This is a genomic window from Streptococcus sp. 2022WUSS135 (genome assembly GCF_044427045.1).
GTDB classification, from domain to species: Bacteria; Bacillota; Bacilli; order Lactobacillales; family Streptococcaceae; genus Streptococcus; species Streptococcus hashimotonensis.
Genome location: NZ_JAOTGL010000004.1, coordinates 1 through 25,002 on the forward strand (window position 1 = coordinate 1; position 25,002 = coordinate 25,002).

General features: G+C 39.4%; 29 protein-coding genes and 1 pseudogene. 27 read left to right on the forward strand and 3 right to left on the reverse strand.

Annotation, left to right across the window (positions count from 1 at the left end; all coding sequences use genetic code 11):
- Positions 1-223 precede the first annotated feature (223 nt).
- From ODU45_RS02230 to ODU45_RS02300, 15 genes and pseudogenes are all read left to right on the forward strand, one after another.
- Entirely contained in the window at positions 224-496 is a 273-nt protein-coding gene (locus ODU45_RS02230) for a hypothetical protein (protein WP_398580683.1), read from the forward strand.
- Positions 489-692, forward strand: coding sequence for a hypothetical protein (locus ODU45_RS02235; protein ID WP_398580684.1), 204 nt, complete (start codon positions 489-491; stop codon positions 690-692). Before ODU45_RS02230 ends, ODU45_RS02235 begins: the two co-directional genes overlap by 8 nt.
- Positions 685-888 (forward strand): hypothetical protein, encoded by a 204-nt coding sequence (locus tag ODU45_RS02240; RefSeq protein WP_398580685.1) that lies wholly within the window; start codon positions 685-687, stop codon positions 886-888. The genes ODU45_RS02235 and ODU45_RS02240 overlap by 8 nt, the downstream gene beginning before the upstream one ends.
- A 9-nt stretch (positions 889-897) precedes the next feature.
- On the forward strand, positions 898-1,164 hold the full coding sequence (locus ODU45_RS02245; protein ID WP_398580686.1) for a hypothetical protein: 267 nt from the start codon (positions 898-900) through the stop codon (positions 1,162-1,164).
- Between the two features lie 10 nt (positions 1,165-1,174).
- Complete coding sequence (locus ODU45_RS02250; protein WP_398580687.1) at positions 1,175-1,333, forward strand: hypothetical protein; 159 nt, start codon at positions 1,175-1,177, stop codon at positions 1,331-1,333.
- A 5-nt stretch (positions 1,334-1,338) separates the two neighbouring features.
- Positions 1,339-1,527, forward strand: a complete 189-nt coding sequence (locus ODU45_RS02255) for a hypothetical protein (RefSeq protein ID WP_398580688.1) — start codon at positions 1,339-1,341, stop codon at positions 1,525-1,527.
- Between the two features lie 2 nt (positions 1,528-1,529).
- On the forward strand, positions 1,530-2,378 hold the full coding sequence (locus ODU45_RS02260) for a DnaD domain protein (protein WP_398580689.1): 849 nt from the start codon (positions 1,530-1,532) through the stop codon (positions 2,376-2,378).
- A 15-nt stretch (positions 2,379-2,393) separates the two neighbouring features.
- Positions 2,394-3,242 carry an ATP-binding protein gene (locus tag ODU45_RS02265; protein WP_398580690.1) on the forward strand — a complete coding sequence of 283 codons (849 nt, stop codon included), beginning with the start codon at positions 2,394-2,396 and terminating at the stop codon, positions 3,240-3,242.
- Positions 3,243-3,263: 21 nt separating this feature from the next.
- The gene (locus ODU45_RS02270; RefSeq protein ID WP_398580691.1) at positions 3,264-3,443 is read left to right on the forward strand and encodes a hypothetical protein; all 180 of its coding nucleotides are present in this window, start codon (positions 3,264-3,266) and stop codon (positions 3,441-3,443) included.
- A 638-nt stretch (positions 3,444-4,081) separates the two neighbouring features.
- Complete coding sequence (locus ODU45_RS02275) at positions 4,082-4,582, forward strand: hypothetical protein (RefSeq protein ID WP_105257016.1); 501 nt, start codon at positions 4,082-4,084, stop codon at positions 4,580-4,582.
- 135 nt (positions 4,583-4,717) lie between these two features.
- On the forward strand, positions 4,718-5,104 hold the full coding sequence (locus tag ODU45_RS02280; RefSeq protein ID WP_332438297.1) for a sigma-70 family RNA polymerase sigma factor: 387 nt from the start codon (positions 4,718-4,720) through the stop codon (positions 5,102-5,104).
- A 185-nt stretch (positions 5,105-5,289) separates the two neighbouring features.
- A complete protein-coding gene (locus ODU45_RS02285) occupies positions 5,290-5,472 on the forward strand; it encodes a type II toxin-antitoxin system HicA family toxin (protein ID WP_014637653.1) in 183 nt (60 codons plus the stop codon).
- 39 nt (positions 5,473-5,511) lie between these two features.
- Complete coding sequence (locus tag ODU45_RS02290) at positions 5,512-5,964, forward strand: type II toxin-antitoxin system HicB family antitoxin (RefSeq protein ID WP_136671196.1); 453 nt, start codon at positions 5,512-5,514, stop codon at positions 5,962-5,964.
- Between the two features lie 112 nt (positions 5,965-6,076).
- Positions 6,077-6,286 carry a BOW99_gp33 family protein gene (locus ODU45_RS02295; RefSeq protein ID WP_029172207.1) on the forward strand — a complete coding sequence of 70 codons (210 nt, stop codon included), beginning with the start codon at positions 6,077-6,079 and terminating at the stop codon, positions 6,284-6,286.
- An 854-nt stretch (positions 6,287-7,140) separates the two neighbouring features.
- A pseudogene (locus ODU45_RS02300) lies at positions 7,141-7,779 on the forward strand (HAD family hydrolase).
- 223 nt (positions 7,780-8,002) lie between these two features.
- Here ODU45_RS02300 and ODU45_RS02305 read toward each other — a convergent pair.
- Both ODU45_RS02305 and ODU45_RS02310 read right to left on the reverse strand, forming a co-directional pair.
- Positions 8,003-8,188 (reverse strand): hypothetical protein, encoded by a 186-nt coding sequence (locus tag ODU45_RS02305; protein WP_002935693.1) that lies wholly within the window; start codon positions 8,186-8,188, stop codon positions 8,003-8,005.
- 63 nt (positions 8,189-8,251) lie between these two features.
- Complete coding sequence (locus ODU45_RS02310) at positions 8,252-9,256, reverse strand: lactonase family protein (protein WP_136671720.1); 1,005 nt, start codon at positions 9,254-9,256, stop codon at positions 8,252-8,254.
- 136 nt (positions 9,257-9,392) lie between these two features.
- Between ODU45_RS02310 and ODU45_RS02315 the strand changes: the two genes are divergently transcribed.
- The 3 genes from ODU45_RS02315 to budA are packed head-to-tail and all read left to right on the forward strand — an operon-like array spanning position 9,393 to position 12,498.
- Complete coding sequence (locus ODU45_RS02315) at positions 9,393-10,559, forward strand: AI-2E family transporter (protein ID WP_014638343.1); 1,167 nt, start codon at positions 9,393-9,395, stop codon at positions 10,557-10,559.
- The gene (locus ODU45_RS02320; protein WP_398580692.1) at positions 10,549-11,778 is read left to right on the forward strand and encodes a tetratricopeptide repeat protein; all 1,230 of its coding nucleotides are present in this window, start codon (positions 10,549-10,551) and stop codon (positions 11,776-11,778) included. Before ODU45_RS02315 ends, ODU45_RS02320 begins: the two co-directional genes overlap by 11 nt.
- 3 nt (positions 11,779-11,781) lie before the next feature.
- Complete coding sequence (budA, locus tag ODU45_RS02325) at positions 11,782-12,498, forward strand: acetolactate decarboxylase (protein WP_014638341.1); 717 nt, start codon at positions 11,782-11,784, stop codon at positions 12,496-12,498.
- A gap of 25 nt (positions 12,499-12,523) precedes the next feature.
- On the opposite strand, the gene ODU45_RS02330 is transcribed toward budA, so the two are convergent.
- Positions 12,524-14,182 carry an NFACT family protein gene (locus tag ODU45_RS02330; protein ID WP_136671718.1) on the reverse strand — a complete coding sequence of 553 codons (1,659 nt, stop codon included), beginning with the start codon at positions 14,180-14,182 and terminating at the stop codon, positions 12,524-12,526.
- A 304-nt stretch (positions 14,183-14,486) separates the two neighbouring features.
- Between ODU45_RS02330 and licT the strand changes: the two genes are divergently transcribed.
- The 9 genes from licT (at position 14,487) to ODU45_RS02375 (ending at position 24,980) form a co-directional block, all read left to right on the forward strand.
- Positions 14,487-15,326 carry a BglG family transcription antiterminator LicT gene (gene licT, locus ODU45_RS02335; RefSeq protein WP_012775252.1) on the forward strand — a complete coding sequence of 280 codons (840 nt, stop codon included), beginning with the start codon at positions 14,487-14,489 and terminating at the stop codon, positions 15,324-15,326.
- 10 nt (positions 15,327-15,336) lie between these two features.
- Positions 15,337-17,178: a beta-glucoside-specific PTS transporter subunit IIABC gene (locus ODU45_RS02340; protein WP_398580693.1), complete on the forward strand. Its 1,842-nt coding sequence runs from the start codon at positions 15,337-15,339 to the stop codon at positions 17,176-17,178.
- Positions 17,179-17,192: 14 nt separating this feature from the next.
- Positions 17,193-18,617: a glycoside hydrolase family 1 protein gene (locus ODU45_RS02345; protein WP_398580694.1), complete on the forward strand. Its 1,425-nt coding sequence runs from the start codon at positions 17,193-17,195 to the stop codon at positions 18,615-18,617.
- Between the two features lie 722 nt (positions 18,618-19,339).
- Complete coding sequence (gene trpX / locus ODU45_RS02350) at positions 19,340-20,341, forward strand: tryptophan ABC transporter substrate-binding protein (RefSeq protein ID WP_136671717.1); 1,002 nt, start codon at positions 19,340-19,342, stop codon at positions 20,339-20,341.
- A 22-nt stretch (positions 20,342-20,363) separates the two neighbouring features.
- Entirely contained in the window at positions 20,364-21,230 is an 867-nt protein-coding gene (locus tag ODU45_RS02355; RefSeq protein ID WP_044670090.1) for an ABC transporter permease, read from the forward strand.
- Entirely contained in the window at positions 21,227-21,985 is a 759-nt protein-coding gene (locus ODU45_RS02360; protein WP_002935681.1) for an ABC transporter ATP-binding protein, read from the forward strand. The genes ODU45_RS02355 and ODU45_RS02360 overlap by 4 nt, the downstream gene beginning before the upstream one ends.
- A 182-nt stretch (positions 21,986-22,167) precedes the next feature.
- Positions 22,168-22,653 carry a prolyl-tRNA synthetase associated domain-containing protein gene (locus ODU45_RS02365; protein ID WP_398580695.1) on the forward strand — a complete coding sequence of 162 codons (486 nt, stop codon included), beginning with the start codon at positions 22,168-22,170 and terminating at the stop codon, positions 22,651-22,653.
- 5 nt (positions 22,654-22,658) lie between these two features.
- On the forward strand, positions 22,659-23,063 hold the full coding sequence (locus ODU45_RS02370) for a hypothetical protein (RefSeq protein ID WP_114866377.1): 405 nt from the start codon (positions 22,659-22,661) through the stop codon (positions 23,061-23,063).
- 255 nt (positions 23,064-23,318) lie between these two features.
- Entirely contained in the window at positions 23,319-24,980 is a 1,662-nt protein-coding gene (locus tag ODU45_RS02375) for a ribonuclease J (RefSeq protein ID WP_024406880.1), read from the forward strand.
- Positions 24,981-25,002 lie beyond the last annotated feature (22 nt).

The following is a 25,002-nucleotide window of genomic DNA, read 5'->3' on the forward strand; positions in this document are numbered from 1 at the left end:
CAATTTCTAGTTTCTCAGAGACAGACTTTGGACTTCTTTTGGACATAATAAAACTCCCTTTATAGTTTCTAGTGAAAATTTTTGTTTTTTCACTGTCCACTATAAGGGGAGTATATCAGCAAGGCGCGTGGTTTTGTTAGGTATTTAGCAAGGAGGAAATCAGTCACCCCCTTGTCAAATATAACTACTTTAATTTTACCAAAAATAAAGGAGAAAATCAAAAATGGCATTAAGCACACAAAACATCAAGCAACAGGGCAACCAAATTGCTGAGTTGCTACCACGCGTTGAAATTATCCAACAGTTAGGCAATGCTTTATTACTTGCTGATAATGCTGGAGCAGATAGCGCTATTTTACACCATCAAATGAAACAAGCATTTAGTGTTATTTTTGAAATGACAGAACAGCTATATCAAGATTTAGATTTAATCGCTTGTAAATTAATAAATTGTGATAATGACAATGAACTGGAGGTTATTAGACAGCATGAATAATGAGATTTTAAGTAACTATGAATTGCTATGTACGGAGTTGAAAAATGTTATCAGAACATTAGAAATAGCAACTAGCGACATTGAACCAGATAAAGCAACAGCCCTTGTAACAGTAGCAACTAGTGGGCTAAAGTATCTTGTTTCAGAGCACACAGGATTGTCAGATAGATTTTTCAAGGAGTATAGCAATGAATGAATCAATCCCAACATTGACTGAAAGTGTTATCTTGATTATTGTTTCCTTGGTTATTCTAATCTTATTATGGCGTTATGAGAGCTATATAGAGCTTGATATTAGCCCACAAACTGACAAGGTGGAGGAAAACACCACAGCCCACGTACAAGAGCGCTATGGGGCTTATGTATGGCTTGCTGGTAAGAAATTTAACTAGGAGGGGAGTATGGGAACATTTTCGGCTGAATTTGAACAAGGCTTATTAGATAGGGTTGATAAGCTGGCACAACAAAAACTAGAGCTAGAGAAGAAGTTGCAAAAGAAAACAGGTTTAATCACAGCCAAGGAACTCAAAGATGACCTAGATATTTCTGGTACAACTTTGAAAAACTGGATGGATATTGGGCTAGTCTCATATCAATCACCCTTTGAAAGTAGCAAAAAACTATATTTCAAGGTTTCTGATGTGATTAATTTTCTCACAGTACGCTAGGAGGTCTATTTTGAAAGTATTTATTATTGATGGTGATGCGTGGAGGGGCAAGGTGCATTACTCCCCCAGTTTAGATGTTGTTTTTATCAGCAGTAAAGTGCCACGCCACGCGCACAATGAACTGATTGAACGTGTGACAAAATCAAGTAGTAGAACAATTTGGAGGTAAAGCAGATGAAACTAGTAGAGTTTATAAAAAGCCACGATGGGGCAATTTTGGCTATTGAGAGATTGAAAAATATCTTAGAAAATGAGGGATTTACAGGAGCGTTAGAGTGTGTGACTGATATAGAGAATCATTTGAAATTGGTTGAAATTGAATACCTAGACAAAATGCAATATTTATCGACGGGGGAGGAGTAAATTTGGCAGAGGAAAAGCGTTATTGGTGGTTGAAGATGGAGCATGATTTTTTTGAACAAAAGGAAATGAAAGCCTTAAAAAGGATGGCAGCAGGGTATGTATATACCACTATTTATCTAAAACTGTTGCTGAAAAGTCTAAAAAATAATGGCTCATTGTATTTTGAAAGTATCGAGGATGATTTTGTTTCCGAAATTGCTTTTGATATTGATGAGGCAGTAGAGGATGTCAGGGCTGTATTTGATTTTCTCAAGCGTAAAGGATTGTTGATTGAAATATCAGAGGAAGAAATCTCCTTGCCTGGAGCAGTCCAACGAGTAGGTTCTAAAACCCAATCAGCAGTTAGGATGGAACGGATGAGAGAAAAGAAAAAGCAGGATGATAACGTAACAATGTTACGCCAAACCGTAACACCGTTACAAGATAGTTACGTAGAGAAGAGTAGAGAAGAAAAGAGAAGAGAAAGAGTAGAAGTAGATAAAGAACAAAAGCAATCACCTACTCCCCCTACCCTTAATCAAGACTTTGTAAGTCTCTATAAATCTTTTGAGGCTGAAACAGGTAAACCTTTATCACCAATACAGATGCAAGAATTGCAGTACATGCTAGAAGATTTTAGCCCAGAACTTATTCTTGAGGCATTGAAAGAGGCGGTTAGTCAAGGTAAGGCTAATTTGGCATATATTAAAGCAATCTTAAACAGATGGAAACAGGATAACCTATTGACAGTTGAACTTGTTAGAAATAGCAAGGCAGCGCGTGAGAATAGAAAACAACAGAATAAATCAAAACCAGAGCCTCAAACCCGTGAGGAGTGGTTGGCGAACTGGTCAGAAGAAAACCCATTTTAGAAAAAGGAGTTACATATGCTAACACAAGCTGAATTTATCACAAACACAAAGACACTAGCAAAGACTTGCCCCATTCATGGCATCCCGTTAATGCAACTTGATAGAGTAGTTAAAATTGCTGGGGAAGATAAACCACGGAAACCGTCTCCGTTTTGTCCTAAATGTGCCCAGGAGCAGATAGACAAACAGGAACAGGAAGAGGTAGAAAAGCACTTAAACGCTAGTATCTATCAGAAAACCTATAATGTGCTTATGCGTGACAGTACAATCCCAGAAGACTTAAAAGCGGCATCCTTTGATAATTTCATTATTGAGACACCAGAGGAGAAACAGCTGTTAGATTTTGTAAAAACTCAAACTCAGAAATATCTTGGTGGCATGAATGGAAATACTTTGCTAACAGGCACTACAGGGGTTGGAAAAACTCATCTAGCTATTTCTCTTGCCAAAGAGCTAAATGAGGCGTATAGAGCCAAAGGAGAGCCTAAAAGTGTATTGTTTATTAACCTTACTGAGATACTAAGAGAAATCCGAGAAAGTTTTAAGTTTACTAGCAAAGAGGGTTATTATTCGCGGATGCTAAAAGAGGTTGATTATCTGATTTTGGATGATTTAGGGGTCAAACTTGGCAATGCCTTGGGGCAATCTAAGTCAGCATGGGAGGAGGAGTTTATTTTTGATGTACTTAGTCATCGAAATAATACTATCATAACCACCAATTTAAGCAATAACGAAATAGCAAACCTTTATAGCGAACGTGTTGCAAGTCGTGTCCGCACAGGATTAGAGGGTAACTATTTTAAAGTATTTAGTATCAAAGATAAGCGGTACTCAATCAATAAGCTAAAAAGCATGGTACAATAATTTTAGACCAGGAGAATTGAAATGATTTATGACGAATTAAAAATGCTTGTCTTTGAGAAATTAGATGAGAAAGAGCAACAAGCAGTAGAAACGTATCTTGATAGTAAGAAAACATTTTTTGAGAAGATGACTATACTTGAAGCGTTTTTAAGTGCTTTTAATTATATTGATAGTGCCCTAAACAAGGCATCCCATACGTAACTTACAAACCTAAACAAAAATAGACGCTTTTCATGGGGTGAGAAATTGCCTCTTTGAGAAATACTGCGCTGCTTTCCTTGAAAAAATAAATCAAGCGTGGCAATCTAACCAATTTGAAAACAACTAAAAGAATCCTACCTAAACCCCTATGCTTTCCATCGCCAAACAAAAAATTAAGCATAGGGTACTTGGTATAAAAAACTAATTGAAAATCCCTTTATTTTTTATAAATGTGACCGTGTGACCATCTTTTTTATTTATATTATATAGGAGTTGGAAATCATTTCATCTTTTCTATATAAATAATTTTTCAAAAGACGGTCACAAGATTTTGACACCACCTAAACCCTTGGTACTACTAGCTTAAAAGGTGTGACCAAGTTTTTTCAAAGATGGTCACAAATAGCAAAAGTTTACATAATTTATCTTGAAATAAGAAAGAGAGGCTAAAAATGACTGAAAACCACTACCTAGAACAAGCGGAAAAGACAGACTGGAACTTGAACAGCACCGCTTAAATTATATGGCTGGTGATACACCCGTAGGCTACTTTCCAAGGGCTGAGACAGAGAGGTACGCGCCTCTTTTTGTCATTTAATCAATAAAATTGGGTTTTCTATATAAGGAGGGGGGATAAGATGATTGAATTAACCATAGAAAAGATAATCAAACCACTAAAAGAAAAAGGGTTGTCAAAAGCATGTGGACAGTTGAGAGGGCAAACTATCACTATTGACCTTAATAACCTAACTACTACTTATGATAGCCAACAGATAAATTTAGCTAGCATACCAGGAACATACGGAGGTACTCGCTACTTCTTTCTTTGTCCTGATTGTGGTAGACGGTGCAGGAAACTTTATAAACAGTATCTGTATTTTAGTTGTGGAACGTGTCAACAAGTCCACAAGAAAACATTAAACCGAAGTAAAACAGATTGTCAGTATTATTTTAATCTAGCATTGAAAGAGGCTAGAAAGGTAGACCCTAGTTATTATCCAGAAAAAGGGTACGTAGATTATGATAATTTTCCAAGCCGTCCAAAAAGAATGAGAGCCAAGACATACTGGAGACATTACAGAAAGTTTACTAGCTATTTAGATAAAGGGGTGAGCTATTGGTTGGGGGGACTAAAATAACAGGGTGCATTTACAAAACAAACAAATAAAGAACGTTCTATTAGTTCCCAAAACAAACAAACTTACTCAATCGAACAAAGAACTAACCAAAGAACACGCGCTATTTTTGATATAATCATAGCGAGGTATTAAATTATGTTTGAAATCAATATGACAATTAACGAGCGACTAAGAGACATTAGAGATTTGAAAGATGCTGTTTCTAGTTTAGAAAATGATAAACTTGAACTTGAGAAAACTTATCCAGTACAGTCTAGGAGAATTAGAAAGAGAAAAGCAAGATTATTGGTAGCAATACGAGGAATTAAAGCAAAACGGCAACGTATGACAGACTTAATCAATCAGCTATCAGACGAAAACCAACGTAAAATTTTAACCTTACAATATATCGAAGGAGTAAAAGACAAACATCTAGTAGAGGCAAGCGGTCTAAAAGATTATAGAGAAGTCTCTAGCATTAGACAAAAAGCTATTAAGAACTTAGAGCAGTTACAAAAGCAACTAGAACAGCCACAAGCTTAAATTTATCTCTATTTTAGCGCGTGTTTTACCTTGTCCGATAAAATTAACCACGGACTAGCTAAAAGCCCTTATAAACGATTTTAGGAGCTATTTTTGATAACTAATATTAGACAAAATATCACTCTTTTTACTTGAACACGTGTAACACGTATGATATAATAATCTTGTCAGGAGGTAAAAGCGCTATGCCTATGACACAAAAAGAAATGGTTAAACTACTTACCGCCCATGGTTGGACAAAAACCAAAGGTGGCAAGGGGTCTCACGTTAAACTTGAAAAAGCAGGCGAGCGACCTATAACCATTCCCCACGGTGAAATTAACAAATACACCGAAAGGGGTATCAAAAAGCAAGCAGGGCTGTTATAAAGGCAGTCCCTCGCTTGTCTTTGATTTTGGAGGTAAACTATGCTTGTCACTTATCCAGCTTTATTTTATTATGACGATACAGACGGAGCTAACGCCCCTTATTTTGTCACTTTCCCAGACTTTGAACATTCAGCAACTCAGGGCGAAGATATGGCAGACGCTATGGCAATGGCTAGTGATTGGTTAGGTATTCATCTAGCTGATTATATTGAGAATGGGCGAGATATTCCCACTCCTGCCCCTATTAACACTCTATCTTTAGCAGATAATAACCCTTTCCGTGATGATGAGGACATAGAGCTAGTTTATGACCCTAGCAAGTCTTTTGTATCTATGGTTATGGTTGACGTTGCTGAGTATCTAGGCAGTCAAGAGCCTGTAAAGAAAACACTAACTATTCCACGTTGGGCGGATACTTTAGGGCGTGAGTTAGGGCTAAATTTCTCACAGACCTTAACAGATGCTATTGCAGATAAGAAAATTCATGCTTAACACTATCTAACTTATTTGATAGGGCTAAACCAGTACACTAAAACAGATAAACTGCTAAAGTGTAAGGTTAGCCCTATTTTGTATTTTTACACAATAAAGGAGTAATTTTAACATGGCTAAACCTAAAGAAAAATGGACACCAATAATAACCCACGTTGTCCCTAAGGGTACTGAACTAGCAGACGGTACAATATTAGAAAAAGAAACAACTTTATCACAAGAAGAATTTGCTAAAAATCCCCCTGTTATCCCAGACGGGCATCCTTTTTATGATATATGGGCTAGGATAATTAGAGAGAAGATAGAAAAGGGTAAGCTATAGCACCAAAATACAGTAAAAAACAGTAAAATATAGTAGATTTGCGCGTGATAAACATGGTATAATATATTCACAGCTGGAGGCTTGCATAGTCTAGCCGATTAGGGAGAGTTAGCCCGTGAGGTCATACACTCCCTTTTTTGGTATAATAAGCCTATCAGATAAGCAAAAGCAACTAAAAAAAACGCCTTATCAAGTGTACTTAGGATTTGCTTTTGTAAAGTGAATATGATAGCATGAAAATATAGTATCAGTTTCCACCGCTATTCTGATAGCAATGGAGCGGAATATAGTGCGACATTGAATGCCGCTCAGTGATAAACGTACCAGTCAATATGTCGTTAGTTTTGCTGGTGTCCCCTGTTGGTGGTTGAGGGGATAGTGAGGAGGGGTATCCCTCTTTTTTGTATGGTAATTAAGAAGACCTGAAAACAGCACCTTGTGGGGTGCTGTTTTCTTGCCTGCTGAACTCATTGATTTAATACCTTTTTTACTACCCCTCTAGTATATTGTACTTGTTTGTACTTTACATTTTAGAATGAAAAAGGTAAAAAGTAGATTAGTAATTTAGCGTATTTTATTGAACTATTTGATATTATGATAACTTGAAAAAATAAATTAGTACAGTGTACTAATTTATCCCCGAGCTAGAATAGCGAGGTTTATAGTAAGAACAAGTCTGGAAAGTTCCAGACTTGTTTTTCTATGTACAGTGTGCTAATTTATTTTCGGGCTAACAAAGTGAGGGACAGCAAAACTCTCTAGGTAGTTTTCTTTGCCTTGATATTGATAAAATGATATTCTAAAAAGGCATATCAACTTAAGTATTCTCATTTTGAAAAGAGATGGAGAGTGGGATGATAGAGTGGATATTTTTTGATTTGGGTTCGACGCTTTTAGATGAAGAGGCTGCTTATGGTTATTATATAGACAAGTGTGTGAAGAAGTTAGAGTCTCTGGATATAGAGGTTTCATCAGATTCTTATAAAAAGAAAATGGTGGAGTATGCTCATAAGTCGCTGGACCCTATTCGTGCGACCTGGCAGTATTTTGCACCGACCGAGCCACGTCCTTTGTGGACAAATGAGGGTGTGAGCCTGTATCCTGAAACAATAGATGCTCTAGAGAAGTTATCACAAAACTATCGATTGGGGATTATTGCCAATCAGTCTAGTAGTATTAGAGAACTGCTTAAAGAGTGAGGAATTGAGTCTTATTTTCAACTCATTATCCTCTCTGAAGAGGTTGGGCTATCTAAACCAGATACAACGATTTTCACACTTGCCTTGCAAAAAGCAAACATCCCTGCAGATAGAGTTATCTATGTCGGGGATAGGTATGATAATGATATTCTACCTGCTAAATCTTTGGGAATGTGGACTACTGTACGGATACTGACAGGTTTTGGAAAGCATGCCAGTGAAAATGAAAAATTGAAGAGCGATTGGGTAATTCCTTCATTGCAAGAGATAATACTCAATAAAAATCAAAAATAGCAAGTCTAAGCTACTTATAACATGTGAAACCTTAATTTATAAGTTTGAGTTGAGGATTGTGGATTTCAAGTAGCTGTTTTCTTCTAAAAAATAACAAAATCGAAACGCTCCATATCCACTTTGAGTGGTAGGTGGCTATTTTTGATTTTAAATGAGTATAACAAATATTTTTGAACAAACAAAAAAACTAGACTGAACATTCTCAGCCTAGTTTTTACATGTATTAGAACAAGCCTTTAACTTTATCTAAAAGACCGTTAACACCTTCAGAACCTGATAACAAGCCTTTTGCCTGTTCCAAGTATTCACCGAATTGGTCCTTGTTTTCTTCGATAAATTGTTTTGCACCATCAAAGTCTTTGTTTGCAATCAATTCTTTTACTTGGTTAAAAAGATCTACTGGATTCATGTTGAAATCACTTCCTATGAGACTATTAAACCAAAACTGTACGGATTTCACAACTGAAACTACTTATAAAAATGTAACACAAACTGCTTCAGGAACATAGAAATCGTGTGAGAGCTCAGTCAAACAGCCATTTTCGGCATCTCTCTCAAATACAGTTGCATTGTCAGAATCTTGATGGACAACAATCAAATGCTTTTCATCAGGACTAAGCGTGAAATCGCGAGGAGTTTTTCCATTTGTTGGGACGATTTCAACTAATTCTAAGCTGGCATCAGCAAGCGTTTTGTAGACTGCGATAGAGTCGTTTCCGCGGTTGGATCCATAAATAAATTTACCATCCTTTGTGATGCGAATAGCGGCAGTACCGTTGAAACCAGTATGGTCTTCTGGGAGAGTAGAGACAGTTTGTAGGTGTTCAAATTGTCCCCAGCCGTCATAGATAAGCACCTCAATAGTTGAATTGAGTTCACAGATGAGATAGGCGATTTTTGCGACAGGATGGAAGACGATGTGACGTGGACCACTTCCTGGTGCAGCCTGATAGGTTGCGATTTTCTCTACTTTTCCTTGGTCAGATACCTTATAGGTCACCACTTGATCACATCCTAAATCACAGGTTACTAAAAATTTATCGGGCGTCAAATCAGAAAAGTGAACATGGGCGGAAGCTTGGTTTTCGTGTGGCCCAGATCCTTCGTGTTGAGCGACATCAGCTAATTCTAGTGAACCATCCGCCAAACGTTTATAAACAAGTAGTTGCCCTTTGTGGAAATTGGAGCCATAAACTAAATCTCTTGCTTCATCTACAACGACATAGCAAAGTGGTGCGCCCTCTGATACAACATGGTTGAGTAGAGTATAGTCAGCATTAAAGGCAGCGATACCTCCTAGACCATTTTCAGCGCCGACGGAGTATAGATGTCCGGCCTTATCAAAGGCAAGGTAGGTAGGGTTAGGTTCTTCAGTGACCAATTCTAGATTGCTAAGTTGTCCTGTTTCAGAGTCAAAATTTGCTTTATAAATTCCTTTTGATTCACGTTTTGTGTAGGTACCGAAATAGATAGTCATAGGATTCTCCTTTTTGGAAATGATTGATAAAATTATACCATGTTTTTCTGAGAAAGTCGTATAAATTCTGTAGTTGATTTTTACAAAAATCCTTTCTCCATGTTACAATAGAAAAAAAAGACTAGGAGCGTATTAGATGGAAGATAAGCATCAAAAATTTAGTCTGACTTGGTTTTTCCGCTTGTTTTTGAATAGCCAAGCGGTGACATTTTTATTAGTAACCTTGCTGACTTTTTTGACCATATTTATTTTTAGTAAAATTAGTTTTTTATTCAGACCAATAGGAAGCTTTTTAGAAATTGTATTGTTACCGATGATTTTAACAGGTCTTTTGTATTACCTGTTAAATCCGATGGTTGACTGGATGGAAAAGCATAAAATTTCTCGTACAGTTGGTATTTCTATTCTCTTTGTTTTAATCAGTCTTCTCATTATCTGGGGACTGGCGGTGGCAATTCCGAGTATTCAAGAGCAAGTGACATCTTTTGCGCAAAATCTTCCTTCGAATATCCAGAAAATCGAAGGACAGGTAACTGGGCTCCTACAGGATCAACGCTTTGAACAATTTAGACCAACAGCTCTGGAGATGTTAAATAAGGTCAATGATCAGGTCGTTGCCTATGCTCAGAAGTTTTCTTCAAGTGCTGTGAATTGGGCAAGTAATTTGATTTCAACCGCTTCGCAGATTATTGTTGCTATTTTGATTATGCCTTTTATTCTCTTTTATCTGTTACGGGATGGTCAGTATTTGAATAAACACATCACCCAATATCTACCAACCAAGTGGAGAGAACCGATTGGAACAGTACTATCAGATGTGAATGGGCAATTATCAAACTATGTTCGTGGTCAGGTGACCGTTGCGATTATTGTTGCCCTGATGTTCTCAGTGATGTTCTCAATCATTGGTCTTAGCTATCCAATAACCTTGGGGGTGATGGCTGGTTTCCTCAATCTAATTCCGTATTTGGGTTCTTTCTTGGCCATGATTCCAGCTGTTATTTTAGGATTGATTGCTGGTCCAATCATGCTGATAAAGGTTTTAGTAGTCTTTATGATTGAGCAGACTATAGAAGGTCGTTTTGTGACACCATTGATTATCGGAAGCTCCCTAAGTATTCATCCGATTACCATCTTATTTGTATTATTGACAGCTGGTCAGATGTACGGTGTCCTAGGAGTTCTTCTGGGAATTCCAATATATGCCTCTATTAAGGTTTTAGTGAAAGCGGCATTTGAATGGTACAAAGCACACAGTAGTTTGTATGAAGATGAAGAAAATGAGGTTGTGAATGAACAATAGTGAAAAAATGTTGGTTTGTTTGGACCAACAGGATTTAGATAAGGCAGAAAAGTATTTCAAGCGCGCCTTGGTGCAAGATGATAGTGAAACGCTTTTGTCCTTGGCAGCCTACTTAGAAGGCATTGGTTTTTTCCCACAGGCTAGACAAATCTATGAACAGGTCAAAGAAGAATTTCCCGAAGTGCTGATCAATCTGGCTCAGATTGCTTTTGAAGATGGCTTGGTTGAAGAAGCTTTCGGATATTTGGAGGAAATTTCGGAAGACAGTCCTGTCTATGTGGAAGCATTGTTGGTCAAGGCGGACCTGTATCAGGCAGAAGGCTTGTCGGATGTGGCGCGTGAAAAATTGTTAGAAGCAAGTCACTTATCAGATGAACCCATCATCCTTTTTGGCTTAGCAGAATTGGATATGGAACTGGAGCTTTTTAATGAGGCTATTTCCTATTATGCCCAGCTGGATAATCGTGAAATCTACGAATTAACGGGAGTTTCTACCTATCAGCGAATTGGTATTGCCTATGCAAGTTTAGGGAAATTTGAAGCGGCCATTGAATTTTTGGAAAAAGCTGTTGAGTTGGAATACGATGATCAGACGGTCTTTGAATTGGCAGCTCTGCTATTTGAACGAGAAGAATACCAAAAGGCAAATCTCTACTTCAAGCAACTGGATACCATCAATCCTGATTTTGAGGGCTATGAATATGCCTATGCACAGTCGCTTCATGCCGAGCATAAATTAGAAGATGCCTTGGCTATGACTCAAAAAGGCCTGGCTAAAAATGACTTTGATGCCAATCTCTTGCTTCAGGCTTCTCAGTATGCCTATGAATTGCATGACGAGGCGGGGGCAGAAGATTATCTTCTACGGGCAAAAGAGGTGGCAGATGATAGTAACGAACTGGCTCTGCGCTTGTCCAATCTGTATCTTGAGCAGGAGCGATTTGAAGAGGTTGTGGCTTTATTTGATGAAGAGGTAGATAACGTTCTAGCTCGCTGGAATGTGGCCAAGGCCTATCAAGCTCTAGAAAGAGATGATGAAGCTATTGAGCTTTACGATGAATTGGCCGGAGAATTGGCTGAGAATCCTGAATTTTTGGCTGATTACGTAGCGGTTTTACGTCAACTTGGTCGTTTGGATGAGGCAAAAGAGCAAGCTAGTCGTTATATCCAATTGGTGCCAGACGATTTAGCCATGCAAGAATTTTTGAATGAAGAGTAGGTTATGCAAGTAAATCGATTATTTCAATACAATACACTCGGTGCCTTGATGGCTGGACTGTATGGCGGTTCTTTAACGGTTGGCGAATTGTTGGAACATGGTGATTTGGGTTTGGGGACCCTAGATTCCATTGACGGAGAGCTGATTGTTTTAGATGGAAAGGCCTATCAGGCCAAGGGAGCAGGGGAGAAACCAGAAGTGGTTGAAGTTCCTGCTGATATGAAGGTTCCCTATGCGGCGGTCATTTTCCATGAGGCAGAAGTGATTTTCAAACAACGCTTTGAAATGACTCATGAGGAATTGCACCAGCGAATTGAATCCTATTACGATGGGGAAAATCTCTTTCGATCCATCAAAATCAAGGGGACGTTTGCTCGGATGCATGTGCGCATGATTCCAAAATCGGCTTCTGATGTTCGTTTTGCGGAGGTGGCAAGTCGCCAGCCTGAGTATACCGCTGAGAATATTTCAGGTACCATTGTTGGTATTTGGACGCCAGAGATTTTCCATGGTGTCAGTGTGGCTGGCTATCATTTGCATTTTATCTCTGATGATTTGACGTTCGGTGGTCATGTTATGGACTATGTTATCTCAGAAGGAATGGTTGAAGTAGGGCCAGTCGATCAGCTAGATCAACGTTTTCCTGTTCAAGACCGCCAGTATCTTTTCGCTAAGTTCAACGCTAAGGAAGTCAGAGAAGATATTGATAAGGCGGAATAGGTTTCAATACAGAAAAATCCATGAACTAGATTTTCATGGATTTTATTTTGTCTTCTGTTGGGGTGACACGGAGGGTCTTCTGGCCGCGGTAGGTCACAAAACCAGGCTTGCCACCTGTTGGCTTATGCAGTTTCTTGGCTTCAATCATATCGACTTGAACCAAGTTGGAATGTCTAGCCTTGGAGAAGTAGGCAGCCAACTCCGCCGCATCTGTCTTGACCTCGTCGCTTGGGTCTAAGTTGTCTGTGATGACCACGTGGCTACCAGGAATGTCTTTGGCATGGAACCAGAGTTCGCCTTTTTTGGCTATTTTGAAGGTCAGCTCATCGTTTTGCAGGTTATTTTTCCCAACCAGAATAATGGTTTTTCCGTCCGTCGCCAAGTATCGCTCAGGTTTCTGACGTTTATGGATTTTCTCACGGTGGCGACGCTTGAGGTAGCCTGTTTCAATCAATTCCTCGCGGATTTCGTCGATTTCTGCTAGACTAGCCTGTCCCAGCATGGTGTCAACGGACTCCAGATAGACAATGGTCGCCTTGGTTTCCTCAATCAAGTTGGTCAGGTGCTTGACCGCCTCCTTGAGTTTCTGGTACTTCTTGAAGTAACGCTGGGCATTTTGGCTAGGAGTCAAAGCCACATCCAACTCAATCTCCAGCTCCTGGCCCGTATAGTAGTTGTCTAACCGCACACTCGGCTGGTCATTGGGTACCTGATGCAGATAGGTGGTCAGGAGCTCGCCCTTTTGCCGAACCAACTCCGCCGTCTCCGTATCTGCCAATTCCTGCTCCTGCTTGACCAGTTTCTTGCGATTCTTCTCCAACTCACTGGCCACTCGCTTGATCAGCTCATTGGCCTGCTGGGCCACCCGATCCCGCTCCGCCTTGTCCTGATAGTAGAAGTCCAGCAGACTGCTCAGGCTCTCAAAGTGTGGCTGGTTTTCAGGGCTATTGGCAAATGGCAGAGCAGCATAGGACTTGTCTGTCAGGCTAGGCTGTGTAGCCTGGTCAAAAAAGGCACGGAAGTTCTTCAGACGGTCTGACTGCAAATGACTGGCCAGTTCAGAAGCCGTATCCCGCCCCAAACCTTGAAAGGCTTGTTGGAGATTTTTAGGACTCAGTTCCTGAGTCGATAAGATTTCAAACAATTTCTCGTCAGATACCGTGTAAGGATTGAGAGAATGCGTCTCCGGTGGACGAATGTAGGTGGAACCTGGCAAGATGGTTCGGTAGGAATTTTGCGAGAAACCGACATGCTTAATTGCCTCGATAATCTTCTGTTCGGACTTATCTACCAAGATGATATTGCTGTGCTTGCCCATGATTTCCACAATCAAGGTAGCTTGAATATGGTCGCCAATCTCGTCCTTGTTGGACACCGAAAATTCTAAGATGCGGTCATTGTCTAACTGACGAATCTCCTCGATAATGGCACCCTGCAAGTATTTCCGAAGAATCATGGTAAAGGTATTGGGAACCTTTGGATTGGTAAAGTCCGACTGGGTTAGCTGAACCCGCCCGAAAACCGAATGGGCGGACAGGAGCATTTTATGGCTCTGACGGTTGCTGCGGATGTTAAGGACAATTTCCTGCTCAAAGGGCTGGTTGATTTTCTGAATCCGCCCACCTTCTAAATTGGCCCTTAACTCAGCCGTCATGTGATGTAAAAAAAATCCGTCAAAAGACATGTTTTTCCTCTTTCTAATAGCTATAACTCAGTCTAGTATATCATAAATCAGTGACTTTTTAACGAAGGGAACTAAAAGAAGTATTCTTATATTTTTATAAATTATCGACAAATTCTTTAATTTATATTAAAATTGAAAATGGTTACAGAGTTATTGAATTTTTAAGCTAGAAGTACCAACTAATAATTGAAATAAAAGGATGTTATCGCTTTAAGGCGAGCAGGAACCTATTTAAATGAATCGATACGATATATGTCGATTTCTTTTAAGTAGGTTCTTTTATTTTAAGTTTAAAGGAAAATTTATGATCATAAAGCGTGTATTAAATCATAATGCAGTCATAGCACAAAATAATAAGAACGTTGATATCTTGTTGTTTGGTAAAGGAATTGCATTTGGAAAGAAGGTTGGAGATGCGATCCCACCTTCTTCGATAGAAAAAAGTTTTTTGCTCAAGAATAGCGATAATATGAATCGCTTTACGGAACTATTTATCGATGTTCCTATTGAGTTGGTTTATGTTTGTGAGAAAATAATAAATTTAGGAAAGATAACACTTGGAAATCATTTTGATGAGATTATTTACATTAATTTGACAGATCATATCAATTCTAGTATAGAAAGACATAAGGAAGGAGTAGTCGTTACGAACCCTCTTAGATGGGAAATTGCCAAATATTATAAAGAGGAGTTTGAACTGGGGAAAAAAGCATTATCCATCATAAAAAAAGATTTACATGTCGAACTCCCAGTTGATGAAGCAGCCTTCATCGCTTTGCATTTTGTCAATGCGAATTTGGAAAATATTTTTCAAGAATCCTACCGTATTACTGGAATTATCATGAAGATTGAACAAATTATTCAAGACTATTATTCTACAGAATTCAATCAGGATTCTATTGATTACTACCGATTCATCACACATGTTAAGTTGTTTGCTCATCGTTTGGTAGAGGGGAATGAATACCATGATGAAGATGATGTGGATCTTTTGGAGTTAATGAAAAAGAAGTATCCAAGAGAGTACCAATGTGGAACTCGAGTAGCGGACTTTATTAGGTTAGAATATGATTATCTGCTGAGTCCAAGTGAACTAGTCTATTTAATTGCTCACATTCGGCGTTTAACAAAAAATTTATCATAAGGAGTCTATTATGAAGTACAAGAATACTGCATTGGCAATCCTAGAGGCAGTCGGAGGAGAAAAGAATGTTCTTCGTGCAACCCATTGCGTTACTAGATTGCGACTGGAATTGAAAGATGAGAATATCGTGTCCGATGAACGTGTTAAATCCATTTCCGGAGTCATTGGCATTATGAAAAAAAATGGACAATATCAAATCATCTTAGGTAATGATGTAGCTAATTACTATAAAGAATTTACTGCATTAGGAAAATTTGATTCTGATTCAGTTCAACAGGTTAAAAAAGCAAATGTCTTAGAACAAGTCATCGAGTATATCGCTGGCTCTATGACACCTCTTATTCCAGCTATGCTTGGTGGAGGTATGATAAAAGTTCTAGTCATTGTCTTACCGATGTTGGGGCTTTTAAAAGCTGATTCCCAATCTATTTCATTTTTAGCCTTTTTTGGAGATGCACCATATCACTTTATTCCGATTTTTTTGGCCTACTCAGCTTCACAAAAACTCAAAGTTACACCTGCTTTAGCCATGTCGGTTGCTGGTATTTTGCTACATCCTAATTTTGTTCAAATGGTATCTTCAGGTGATCCACTTCATTTTTTAGGTGCCCCTGTTACACCTGCTAGCTATGGTTCATCAGTTATTCCAATTCTTATTATGGTTTGGCTAATGAAGTATATTGAAGCTGTTTTCAATAAGGTCACTCCAGCAATAACAAAAAGTTTCTTACAGCCAACCTTGGTCCTGCTTGTTTCAGGTTTCATAGCTTTAGTTCTTGTTGGACCTCTCGGCGTTATTGTTGGTGAAGGATTATCGCAATTGGTTGAACAAATGCATGGTGTAGCTGGTTGGTTAACTTTAGCAGTTCTTGGAGCAATCATGCCATTTATCGTTATGACCGGCATGCACTGGGCTTTTGCACCGATTTTCTTGGCAGCTTCAATCGCGACACCTGATGTACTGATTCTACCAGCGATGTTAGGTTCTAACTTGGCACAAGGTGCCGCTTCTATGGCAGTTGCATTTAAGAGTAAAAATAGTAACACGAAACAAATAGCCTTTGCAGCAGGATTTTCAGCTTTATTTGCTGGTATCACTGAGCCTGCTTTATATGGTGTTACTCTAAAGTATAAAAAACCATTGTATGCAGCAATGATTGGTGGTGGTCTAGCAGGATTATTTGTTGGTTTGACAGGCGTAAAAGCATACCTTTTTGCAGTACCTTCTCTCATTGCTTTGCCACAATTTATTTACTCTGAAGCCGCTTCAAACATTACTAACGCTATGATTGCTGCGGCAATTTCAATTATTGTCACATTTATTTTGGCCTATTTCCTAGGTATTGATGAAGAAAAGTCAACAGTTAATTTAGAAAAAGTAGCACCTGGCATTTCAAGTAGAAAAAATGTCTTCTCTCCTCTTTCAGGTCAAATTCTCCCTTTAGAAAAAGTAAATGATGCAACGTTTTCCAAAAAAATGCTTGGAGAAGGAGTTGCAATTATCCCTAAGGATGGAAATGTCTATGCTCCATTTGACGGGACTGTTGCCAGTCTTTTTCCAACAAAACATGCAATCGGTTTAACAAGTGATGAAGGGGTAGAGTTGCTTATCCACTTTGGATTAGAAACTGTCGAGCTAAAAGGAAGAGGTTTTGTAAGCCATGTTTCAGATGGGGAAAAAGTTGAAAAGGGTCAACTGATGCTGGAAGTGGATGTAGAAATGCTTGTCGCAGAAGGGTACGATATAGTGACTCCTGTAGTTGTTACAAATACACAGGAATATTTGGATGTTCTCTTGCTTTCGACAAAAGAGGAAGTCAACTATGCTGATGATTTATTAGCAGTCTTATAATTCGAGGAGGGTATATGTCAATTTTTCCAGACAATTTCTTATGGGGAGGAGCAGTAGCTGCAAACCAAGTAGAAGGTGCATATAATGAGGGAGGAAAAGGATTATCCGTTCAAGATGTTCTCCCCAATGGTGGACTGGGTGAGGCTACCCAAGAACCAACGGAAGATAATTTGAAATTACAAGCTATTGATTTTTATCATCGATACAAGGAAGATATAGCACTGTTTTCAGAGTTGGGATTTAAGGTATTTAGAACATCAATTGCTTGGAGTAGAATATTTCCGAATGGAGATGAAGAATTTCCAAATGAAGAAGGGCTACAGTTTTATGATGAACTTTTTGATGAACTTCTAAAGAATGGTATAGAGCCTCTTGTAACTCTTTCTCACTATGAAACTCCCCTGTATCTGGCAAGGAAATATCATGGCTGGGTGGATAGAAAAATGATTCAATTTTTTGAAAAATTTGCCCGTACAGTTTTTGAGCGATACAAAGATAAGGTTAAGTACTGGTTGACATTTAACGAAGTCAATTCTGTCTTAGAACTGCCTTTTACAAGTGGTGGAATTGACTTGCCGAATGAAGAACTTTCAAAACAAGATTTATATCAGGCCATTCACCATGAACTTGTAGCTTCTAGTCTTGTTACCAAAATTGCTCATGAAATTATTCCTGACTGTAAGGTTGGCTGTATGGTCTTAGCTATGCCGACCTATCCAATGACACCCAATCCTGAAGATGTTTGGGCGGCTCATGCCTATGAAAATTTGAACTATTTATTTTCGGATATACATGTTAGAGGATATTATCCTAATTATGCCAAAAGATACTTTAAAGAAAATGGCATAAAGATTACTTTCATGGAAGGTGATGAAGAGTTATTAAAAAATAATACGGTTGATTTTCTCTCCTTCAGTTATTATATGAGTATTACTCAGGCAGCAGATCCATCAAAATATTCATCTGGAAAAGGAAATATCTTGGGTGGTTTGGTCAATCCTTATTTAGAAGCTTCTGATTGGGGTTGGCAGATTGATCCAATTGGTTTAAGATTGACACTAAATCGTTATTATGATCGATACCAGATTCCTTTATTCATTGTTGAAAATGGTTTGGGAGCTAAAGATCAGCTAGTGAAGGATGAGGCTGGTGGTTTGACTGTTCATGACGATTATCGAATTCAATACATGCAAGAGCACCTTTTACAAGTTGCGGAGGCGATACAGGATGGTGTAGAAGTCATGGGTTATACTTCTTGGGGCTGTATTGACTGTGTATCTATGTCTACCGCACAACTATCTAAAAGATATGGACTAATTTATGTTGATAGAAATGATGATGGAAGCGGCAGTCTAACTAGATATAGAAAGAAATCATTTTACTGGTATAAAGAAGTTATTCAATCCAATGGCAGTATCCTGGACAATAGTTCAAAATAGACTCTTAAGGTATTAAAAAGTTTTCAGAAAATTTAATCAAAAACCTTGACAAAGATTGATGGATGCCGTATAATCATCTGTAATCAGAAGAAGTAGTAAAGCAGAAGTCTTCAGGGAGCCCATGGTGCTGAGAATGGGTGGCGGAGTTTTATGAAATGGGCTGATGTGCATTTATGTCTATTTTATGACGTCGTTAGTCGGTCTCGCCGTACCACCAGTACTGCCTTCACCCGACTGCCTAGTCCTAAAATGCCCTAAATTCACAAGGATTGTTTGGCATAGCATACTTTGCGTAGACTGTTTTGGCCGAGTACGAGGCAGGTCGTCGCAGCTTATACTGGCGGTATAGCAAGGAGAGTTAACGAAGTAACTAGCCAAATCAATCACGCAAATGAACTTAAAACAATGATAGTTCGGTCCGCACACCTTACAGTGCAACTCCTTGTTAGAGGAGATGAGATATGGGAGGATTCTAGACAATTCCCATAAGTGAGGTGGCACCGTGTCATTGACGCCCTCGCGTATTGTTTTTCAATATGCGGGGGCTTTTTCCTTGTCTTTGTAGACTGTTGTTCAATTGAAAAAACGGTATGCAGATAATGACATTCTACTTTGACTATGGTAGATAATACGAGGTAATCATGATGAAACGATGGCGATGGTGGGATAATATATTGATGATATAGAGATTGAATATTGTGTATTTTTAAAGGAGAATGAATATGTTGAAAAATAAAAATTTACTTGCTACAATTGTTGCTCTCACTGTTATGGTAATTGCTGCCCTGTTTTTGACGCAAAAAGAACAGAACAATTCATCTAATAGCACAGAAAAAGTTAAAATTGGAGTTCTGCAATTTGTGACACATGATTCATTAGATGAGATTTATAAGGGAATCAAGGCAGGCCTTAAAGAAGGTGGTTATACCACAACGGATAATTTAGAAATTGATTTTATGAATGCTGAGGGTGATCAATCCCAAGTTCAAACCATGAGTAAAAAACTGGTGGACAATGGCAATGAATTATTGATTGGTATCGCAACACCTGCTGCACAAGGTCTTGCCAATGCAACCACAGAATTACCCATTATCATGGGAGCTGTGACAGATCCAGTCGGAGCCAACCTGGTGACGGATTTGAAAAATCCTGGTGGAAATATCACAGGGGTATCTGACCAGACACCAGTAGCAGATGCAGTTTCTCTCATTAAAGAAATTACACCAGACGCTAAAACTATCGGTGTCCTCTATTCTTCAAACGAGGACAATTCAAAAATTCAAGTAGCGGAATTTAAGACTGCGGCGGAAGAGGCTGGCTATACTGTTCTTGAATATGCAGTTGCTTCTAGTAATGAAATTGCAGCGACAGTAGAGGTCGCAAGTAGTAAAGCAGATGTTCTCTTTACACCAGTAGACAACACAGTTGCTTCAGCATTTTCAACTGTCGTATCTGTGGCAAATAAAACCAAAACTCCGATTTTCACCAGCGTAGAAGACATGGTAGAAGGTGGAGGTATCGCATCTGTTACCCTTAGCCAATATGACTTGGGTGTGGCAACTGGTAAGATGGCTGCGAAAATTCTTGATGGTGCCAATCCAGCGGATACACCTGTACAAATCTTTAACGAAGGAACCGTTGTCGTTAACCAAAAAGTTGCTAAAGAATTAGGAATTACCTTGTCAGATGACGTGATTAGTAAAGCAAGCAAGGTTATCGAATAAGAGATAAGAGAAAAGGAAAAATATGATTGTATCAACAGTTTCACAGGCTCTTTTATGGGCTGTACTAGGTTTGGGAATATTCGTTACCTTTCGGATTCTGAATTTTCCTGATATGACGACAGAGGGCTCTTTCCCACTTGGAGGAGCGGTTGCTGTTACCTTATTGACGCAAGGAGTTCATCCTATCTTGGCTACTCTAGCAGCAGTTCTTGTTGGCTGTTTGGCGGGCTTTGTCACAGGCTTGCTTTATACCAAGGGGAAAATTCCCACTCTCCTGGCTGGTATCTTGGTCATGTCTTCCTGTCACTCTGTCATTCTATTTATCATGGGTAGGGCAAATCTAGGCTTACTGAATACCAAACGTTTACAAGATTTCCTTCCTTTTTCTGAGCAAATCAATGGTCTCTTGCTAGGTCTAGGTAGCCTAGTGGTGGTGATTGGTGCCTTGATGTTTTTCCTCTATACTCGCCTTGGACAGGCCTTTATTGCAACAGGGGATAATCCAGATATGGCACGCAGTTTTGGTATCAATACAAGTCGAATGGAGTTGCTAGGCCTTGTTCTTTCAAATGGGATCATCGCTCTTGCAGGTGCCTTGATTGCACAACAAGAAGGCTATGCGGATGTGTCGCGTGGCATTGGTGTCATTGTAGTCGGTATGGCTAGTCTGATTATTGGTGAGGTAATTTATGGTAACCTTACTATGTTAGAACGATTCTTGGCCATTGTTGTCGGAGCGATTTTCTATCAGTTCTTAATTTTGGTTGTTATTTCCCTCGGTATCAATACCAGCTACCTCCGTATCTTCTCAGCCATGATTCTGGCAACTTGCCTCATGGTTCCTGAGTTGAAAAATAAACTTCTGAAAGGAGCCAGTCTGTCACGATGAAAGCAATTGTTGAATTAAAAAATGCCACCAAGGTGGTGACAAATGGTTTTGATGAAGAACGTGTGATTTTGGACAATGTCAATCTGACCATCTATCAGGGTGATTTTATTACCATTTTGGGTGGAAATGGGGCTGGGAAGTCAACCCTCTTTAATGTCATTGCTGGAACCCTACCCTTGACCAGTGGTTCAGTCCATATTCTTGGCGAGGATGTGACCAATTGGCCTGCAGAAAAGCGTGCTAAGTATCTGGCACGTGTTTTCCAAGATCCCAAAATGGGCACAGCTCCGCGGATGACGGTGGCTGAAAATCTGCTCATCGCTAAATACCGAGGTGAGGGACGCGGCTTAGTGCCACGCAGATTGGCCCAACAGACGGAAGAATTTGCCCAACTTTTGCCGAGAGTGGGAAATGGTCTAGAAAAACATCTGGACACGCCAGCAGGGCTCTTATCAGGTGGTCAACGCCAGGCATTGAGTTTGTTGATGGCGAGTTTGAAACAGCCTGAACTCCTGCTCTTGGATGAGCATACCGCAGCCCTTGACCCCAAAACTAGTCAATCCTTGATGCAGTTAACAGACGAATTGATTGAGACCAAGGGAATGACGGCCCTCATGGTCACTCATCAGATGGAAGATGCGCTGCGTCACGGTAATCGCTTGATTGTCATGAAAAATGGTCAGATTATTCAGGACCAAACAGCTGAAGAAAAATCCAAGATGAAACTGGAAGATTATTATAAGTTGTTTGATTAAGAACCTGTGTGGATAGTTCGCAACTTCCAACCAAGTTTGGTTTTGGCTAAAACTGAATCTTATATCAAACACATCATTTGTGAATACAGGTCTAAAGTCTGGAGCAATCCAGGCTTTTCTTATCCTTTGAATTTTTAGTTAAAAAGAAGTATAATATACTAAATATATCAAGAGGTGCTGCCATGGATAAATTGGTTTTTGAAAGCTTAGCTGACTTAGGAATGGACTACACCATTGTAGAGCATCCACCAGCTCTGACAACTGAGCAAGCAGACCGTTACATTGAAGGGTTAGAAGGAGTACGGACCAAGTCCATGTTTCTGACTAATAAGAAAAAGACTACATTTTATTTACTGATCATGGATGACCAGAAGCAGCTGGATATGGACCAGTTTCGTGATTTGGTGGGAGCCAACCGCATTCGGATGGCCTCGAGTGATAGCTTGATGGAAAAAATGCACTTGCCTGCGGGTGCGGTATCTGTTTTTGGCTTGTTACATAATGTTGATAAGGATATTCAAGTCTTTTTTGATAAAGAAATCCTTTCTGAATCCATTCTAACCTTTCACCCCAATGTTAATACGAAAACAATTTTTGTAAAGACAGAGGATATTTTACGTTTTGTCGAAGAGCTTGGCTTTTCAGCAACGATTGTTGACTTGGGGTAACAAAGATGAGAAAATATTTAGCTATTTGTAGTCTGTTGTGTTGTCTCTTTTTGGTAGGATGTCGGACAGGAGCAGCTTATCAGGCAGAGATTGAACCGATGGAACAGTCAGAATTGTATACGGAAAAAGAGATTGAGGCGGCTATTCTTGTAGTTGAAGATTACTTTGATCACCATTTTAAAAGTTGTAAATTGCTGACTATCGGTTATAGTGGTGATAATGAAAAGGAATTTGATGAGTGGGCGGAGCACTATGGTGCAGAGGAAGCTATTATCCTAACTTCGTCTTTTAAGGTAGCAGCTGAGGGGGCAGAGCCCACCTTAGAGCCTAATAGTACCCATACGGATTGGAAATGGATTTTAGTGCGGAATGTTGGTGGTAAGTGGGAACATAAGGGACATGGTTACTAATGTATATGTAGAACTTCGTTGATTTTCAGCGGAGTTTTTTGTAAATTTTCTTGAAAAAATGTATAATAGAAGTGATAGCTATTTAGGAATTTCTATTTAAAAGTTGCTTTGATGGATGAATATAATGTTGAACCAAAGTGTGTCTTTTGCAAATAGAGCTCCGACATAGCAGACTGTAATTCGACTTGGAATTCCCAAGGACCGTTGGTAAGAAAAATAAAATGGACACCTGTGGGATGTCCAAAAGGAGTAAAGATGAGTACAATTAAAATTATGGCTCTTGGGGGTGTGCGGGAAAACGGAAAAAACCTGTACATTGCCGAAGTGAATGAACATATTTTTGTTTTGGATGCAGGGGCAAAGTATCCTGAGAATGAACAGTTAGGTGTGGATGTAGTCGTCCCTAATTTCGATTATTTGGAAGAAAATAAGCACCGTGTAGCAGGGGTCTTTTTATCTCACGGGCATGCGGATGCTATCGGAGCGCTTCCTTATCTCTTGGAGAAAGTGAAAGTGCCAGTATTTGGTTCGCACTTGACTATCGAATTGGCTAAGCTACTTGTCAAGGGGAATAATGCTACTAAGAAATTTAATGATTTCCATGTTATCAATGCTGACACTGAAATTGATTTCGGGGATTCAGTGGTATCTTTCTTTCAGACGACCCACTCTATTCCAGAGAGTTTAGGAATTGTCGTTAAGACGGATGAAGGAAATATTGTCTACACAGGTGACTTTAAGTTTGACCAAGCAGCAGATAAGTTTTATCGTACGGATTTTGGGCGATTGGCTGAAATCGGTAACGAAGGTGTGTTGGCCCTCTTGTCAGACTCAGCTAACGCAGATAGCAATGTTCAAGTAGCGAGCATGCATGAGGCTGGGGAGGAAATTCTCAATACGATTGCTGACTGTGATGGGCGTGTTATTGTGGCAGCAGTTGCCAGTAATATTGTACGTATTCAACAGATTTTTGATGCGGCAGAAGCAACTGGTCGTCGTGTCGTATTGACAGGACATGATGTGGAAAACATTGTCCGAACAGCGATTCAATTGAAAAAACTTCGTTTGGTCAGCGAACGCCTGTTGGTAAAACCAAAGGATATGAACAAGTATGAAGACCATGAATTGATTATTTTAGAAACTGGTCGTATGGGCGAGCCGTTAAATGGATTGCGTAAAATGTCTATCGGTAGACATCGCTACGTTGAAATCAAAGAAGGTGATCTAGTTTATATTGTTACCACTCCAAGTATTTCAAAAGAAGCGGTTGTTGCTCGTGTGGAGAACTTGATTTACAAGGCTGGTGGTACCGTAAAATCTATCACAAAGAATCTTCGCGTATCTGGGCATGGGAATGCGCGTGATTTGCAGCTTATGCTCAACATCATGAAACCTAAATATCTTTTCCCAGTTCAAGGGGAGTATCGTCAATTGGATGCTCACGCTAAGGCTGCGCTTGAAATCGGTATGTATCCAGAAAACATTATCATCGTTAAGCGTGGAGATGTCATGGCTTTTGAAGAGGGGGATTTTGTCCATAGCGGAGCGGTTCCTGCTGGTGATGTCATGATTGACGGAAATGCCATGGGCGATGTTGGAAATATCGTCCTTCGTGACCGTAAGATCCTCTCAGAAGACGGTATCTTTATCGTGGCTATCACTGTCAACCGCCGTGAGAAAAAAATCATTTCTAAAGCCAAGGTCAATACTCGTGGTTTTGTCTACGTGAAAAAGAGCAAGGATATCTTGCGTGAGGCATCAGAATTGGTGAATACAACGGTGGAAAATTACTTTACAAAGGATAGCTTTGACTGGACAGAGCTTAAGAGTGCTGTTCGCGATGATTTAGCAAAATTCCTCTTTGACCAAACCAAACGTCGCCCAGCTATTTTACCGGTAATTATGGAAGTCAAGTAAGCTGATTTATATACATAAGAAG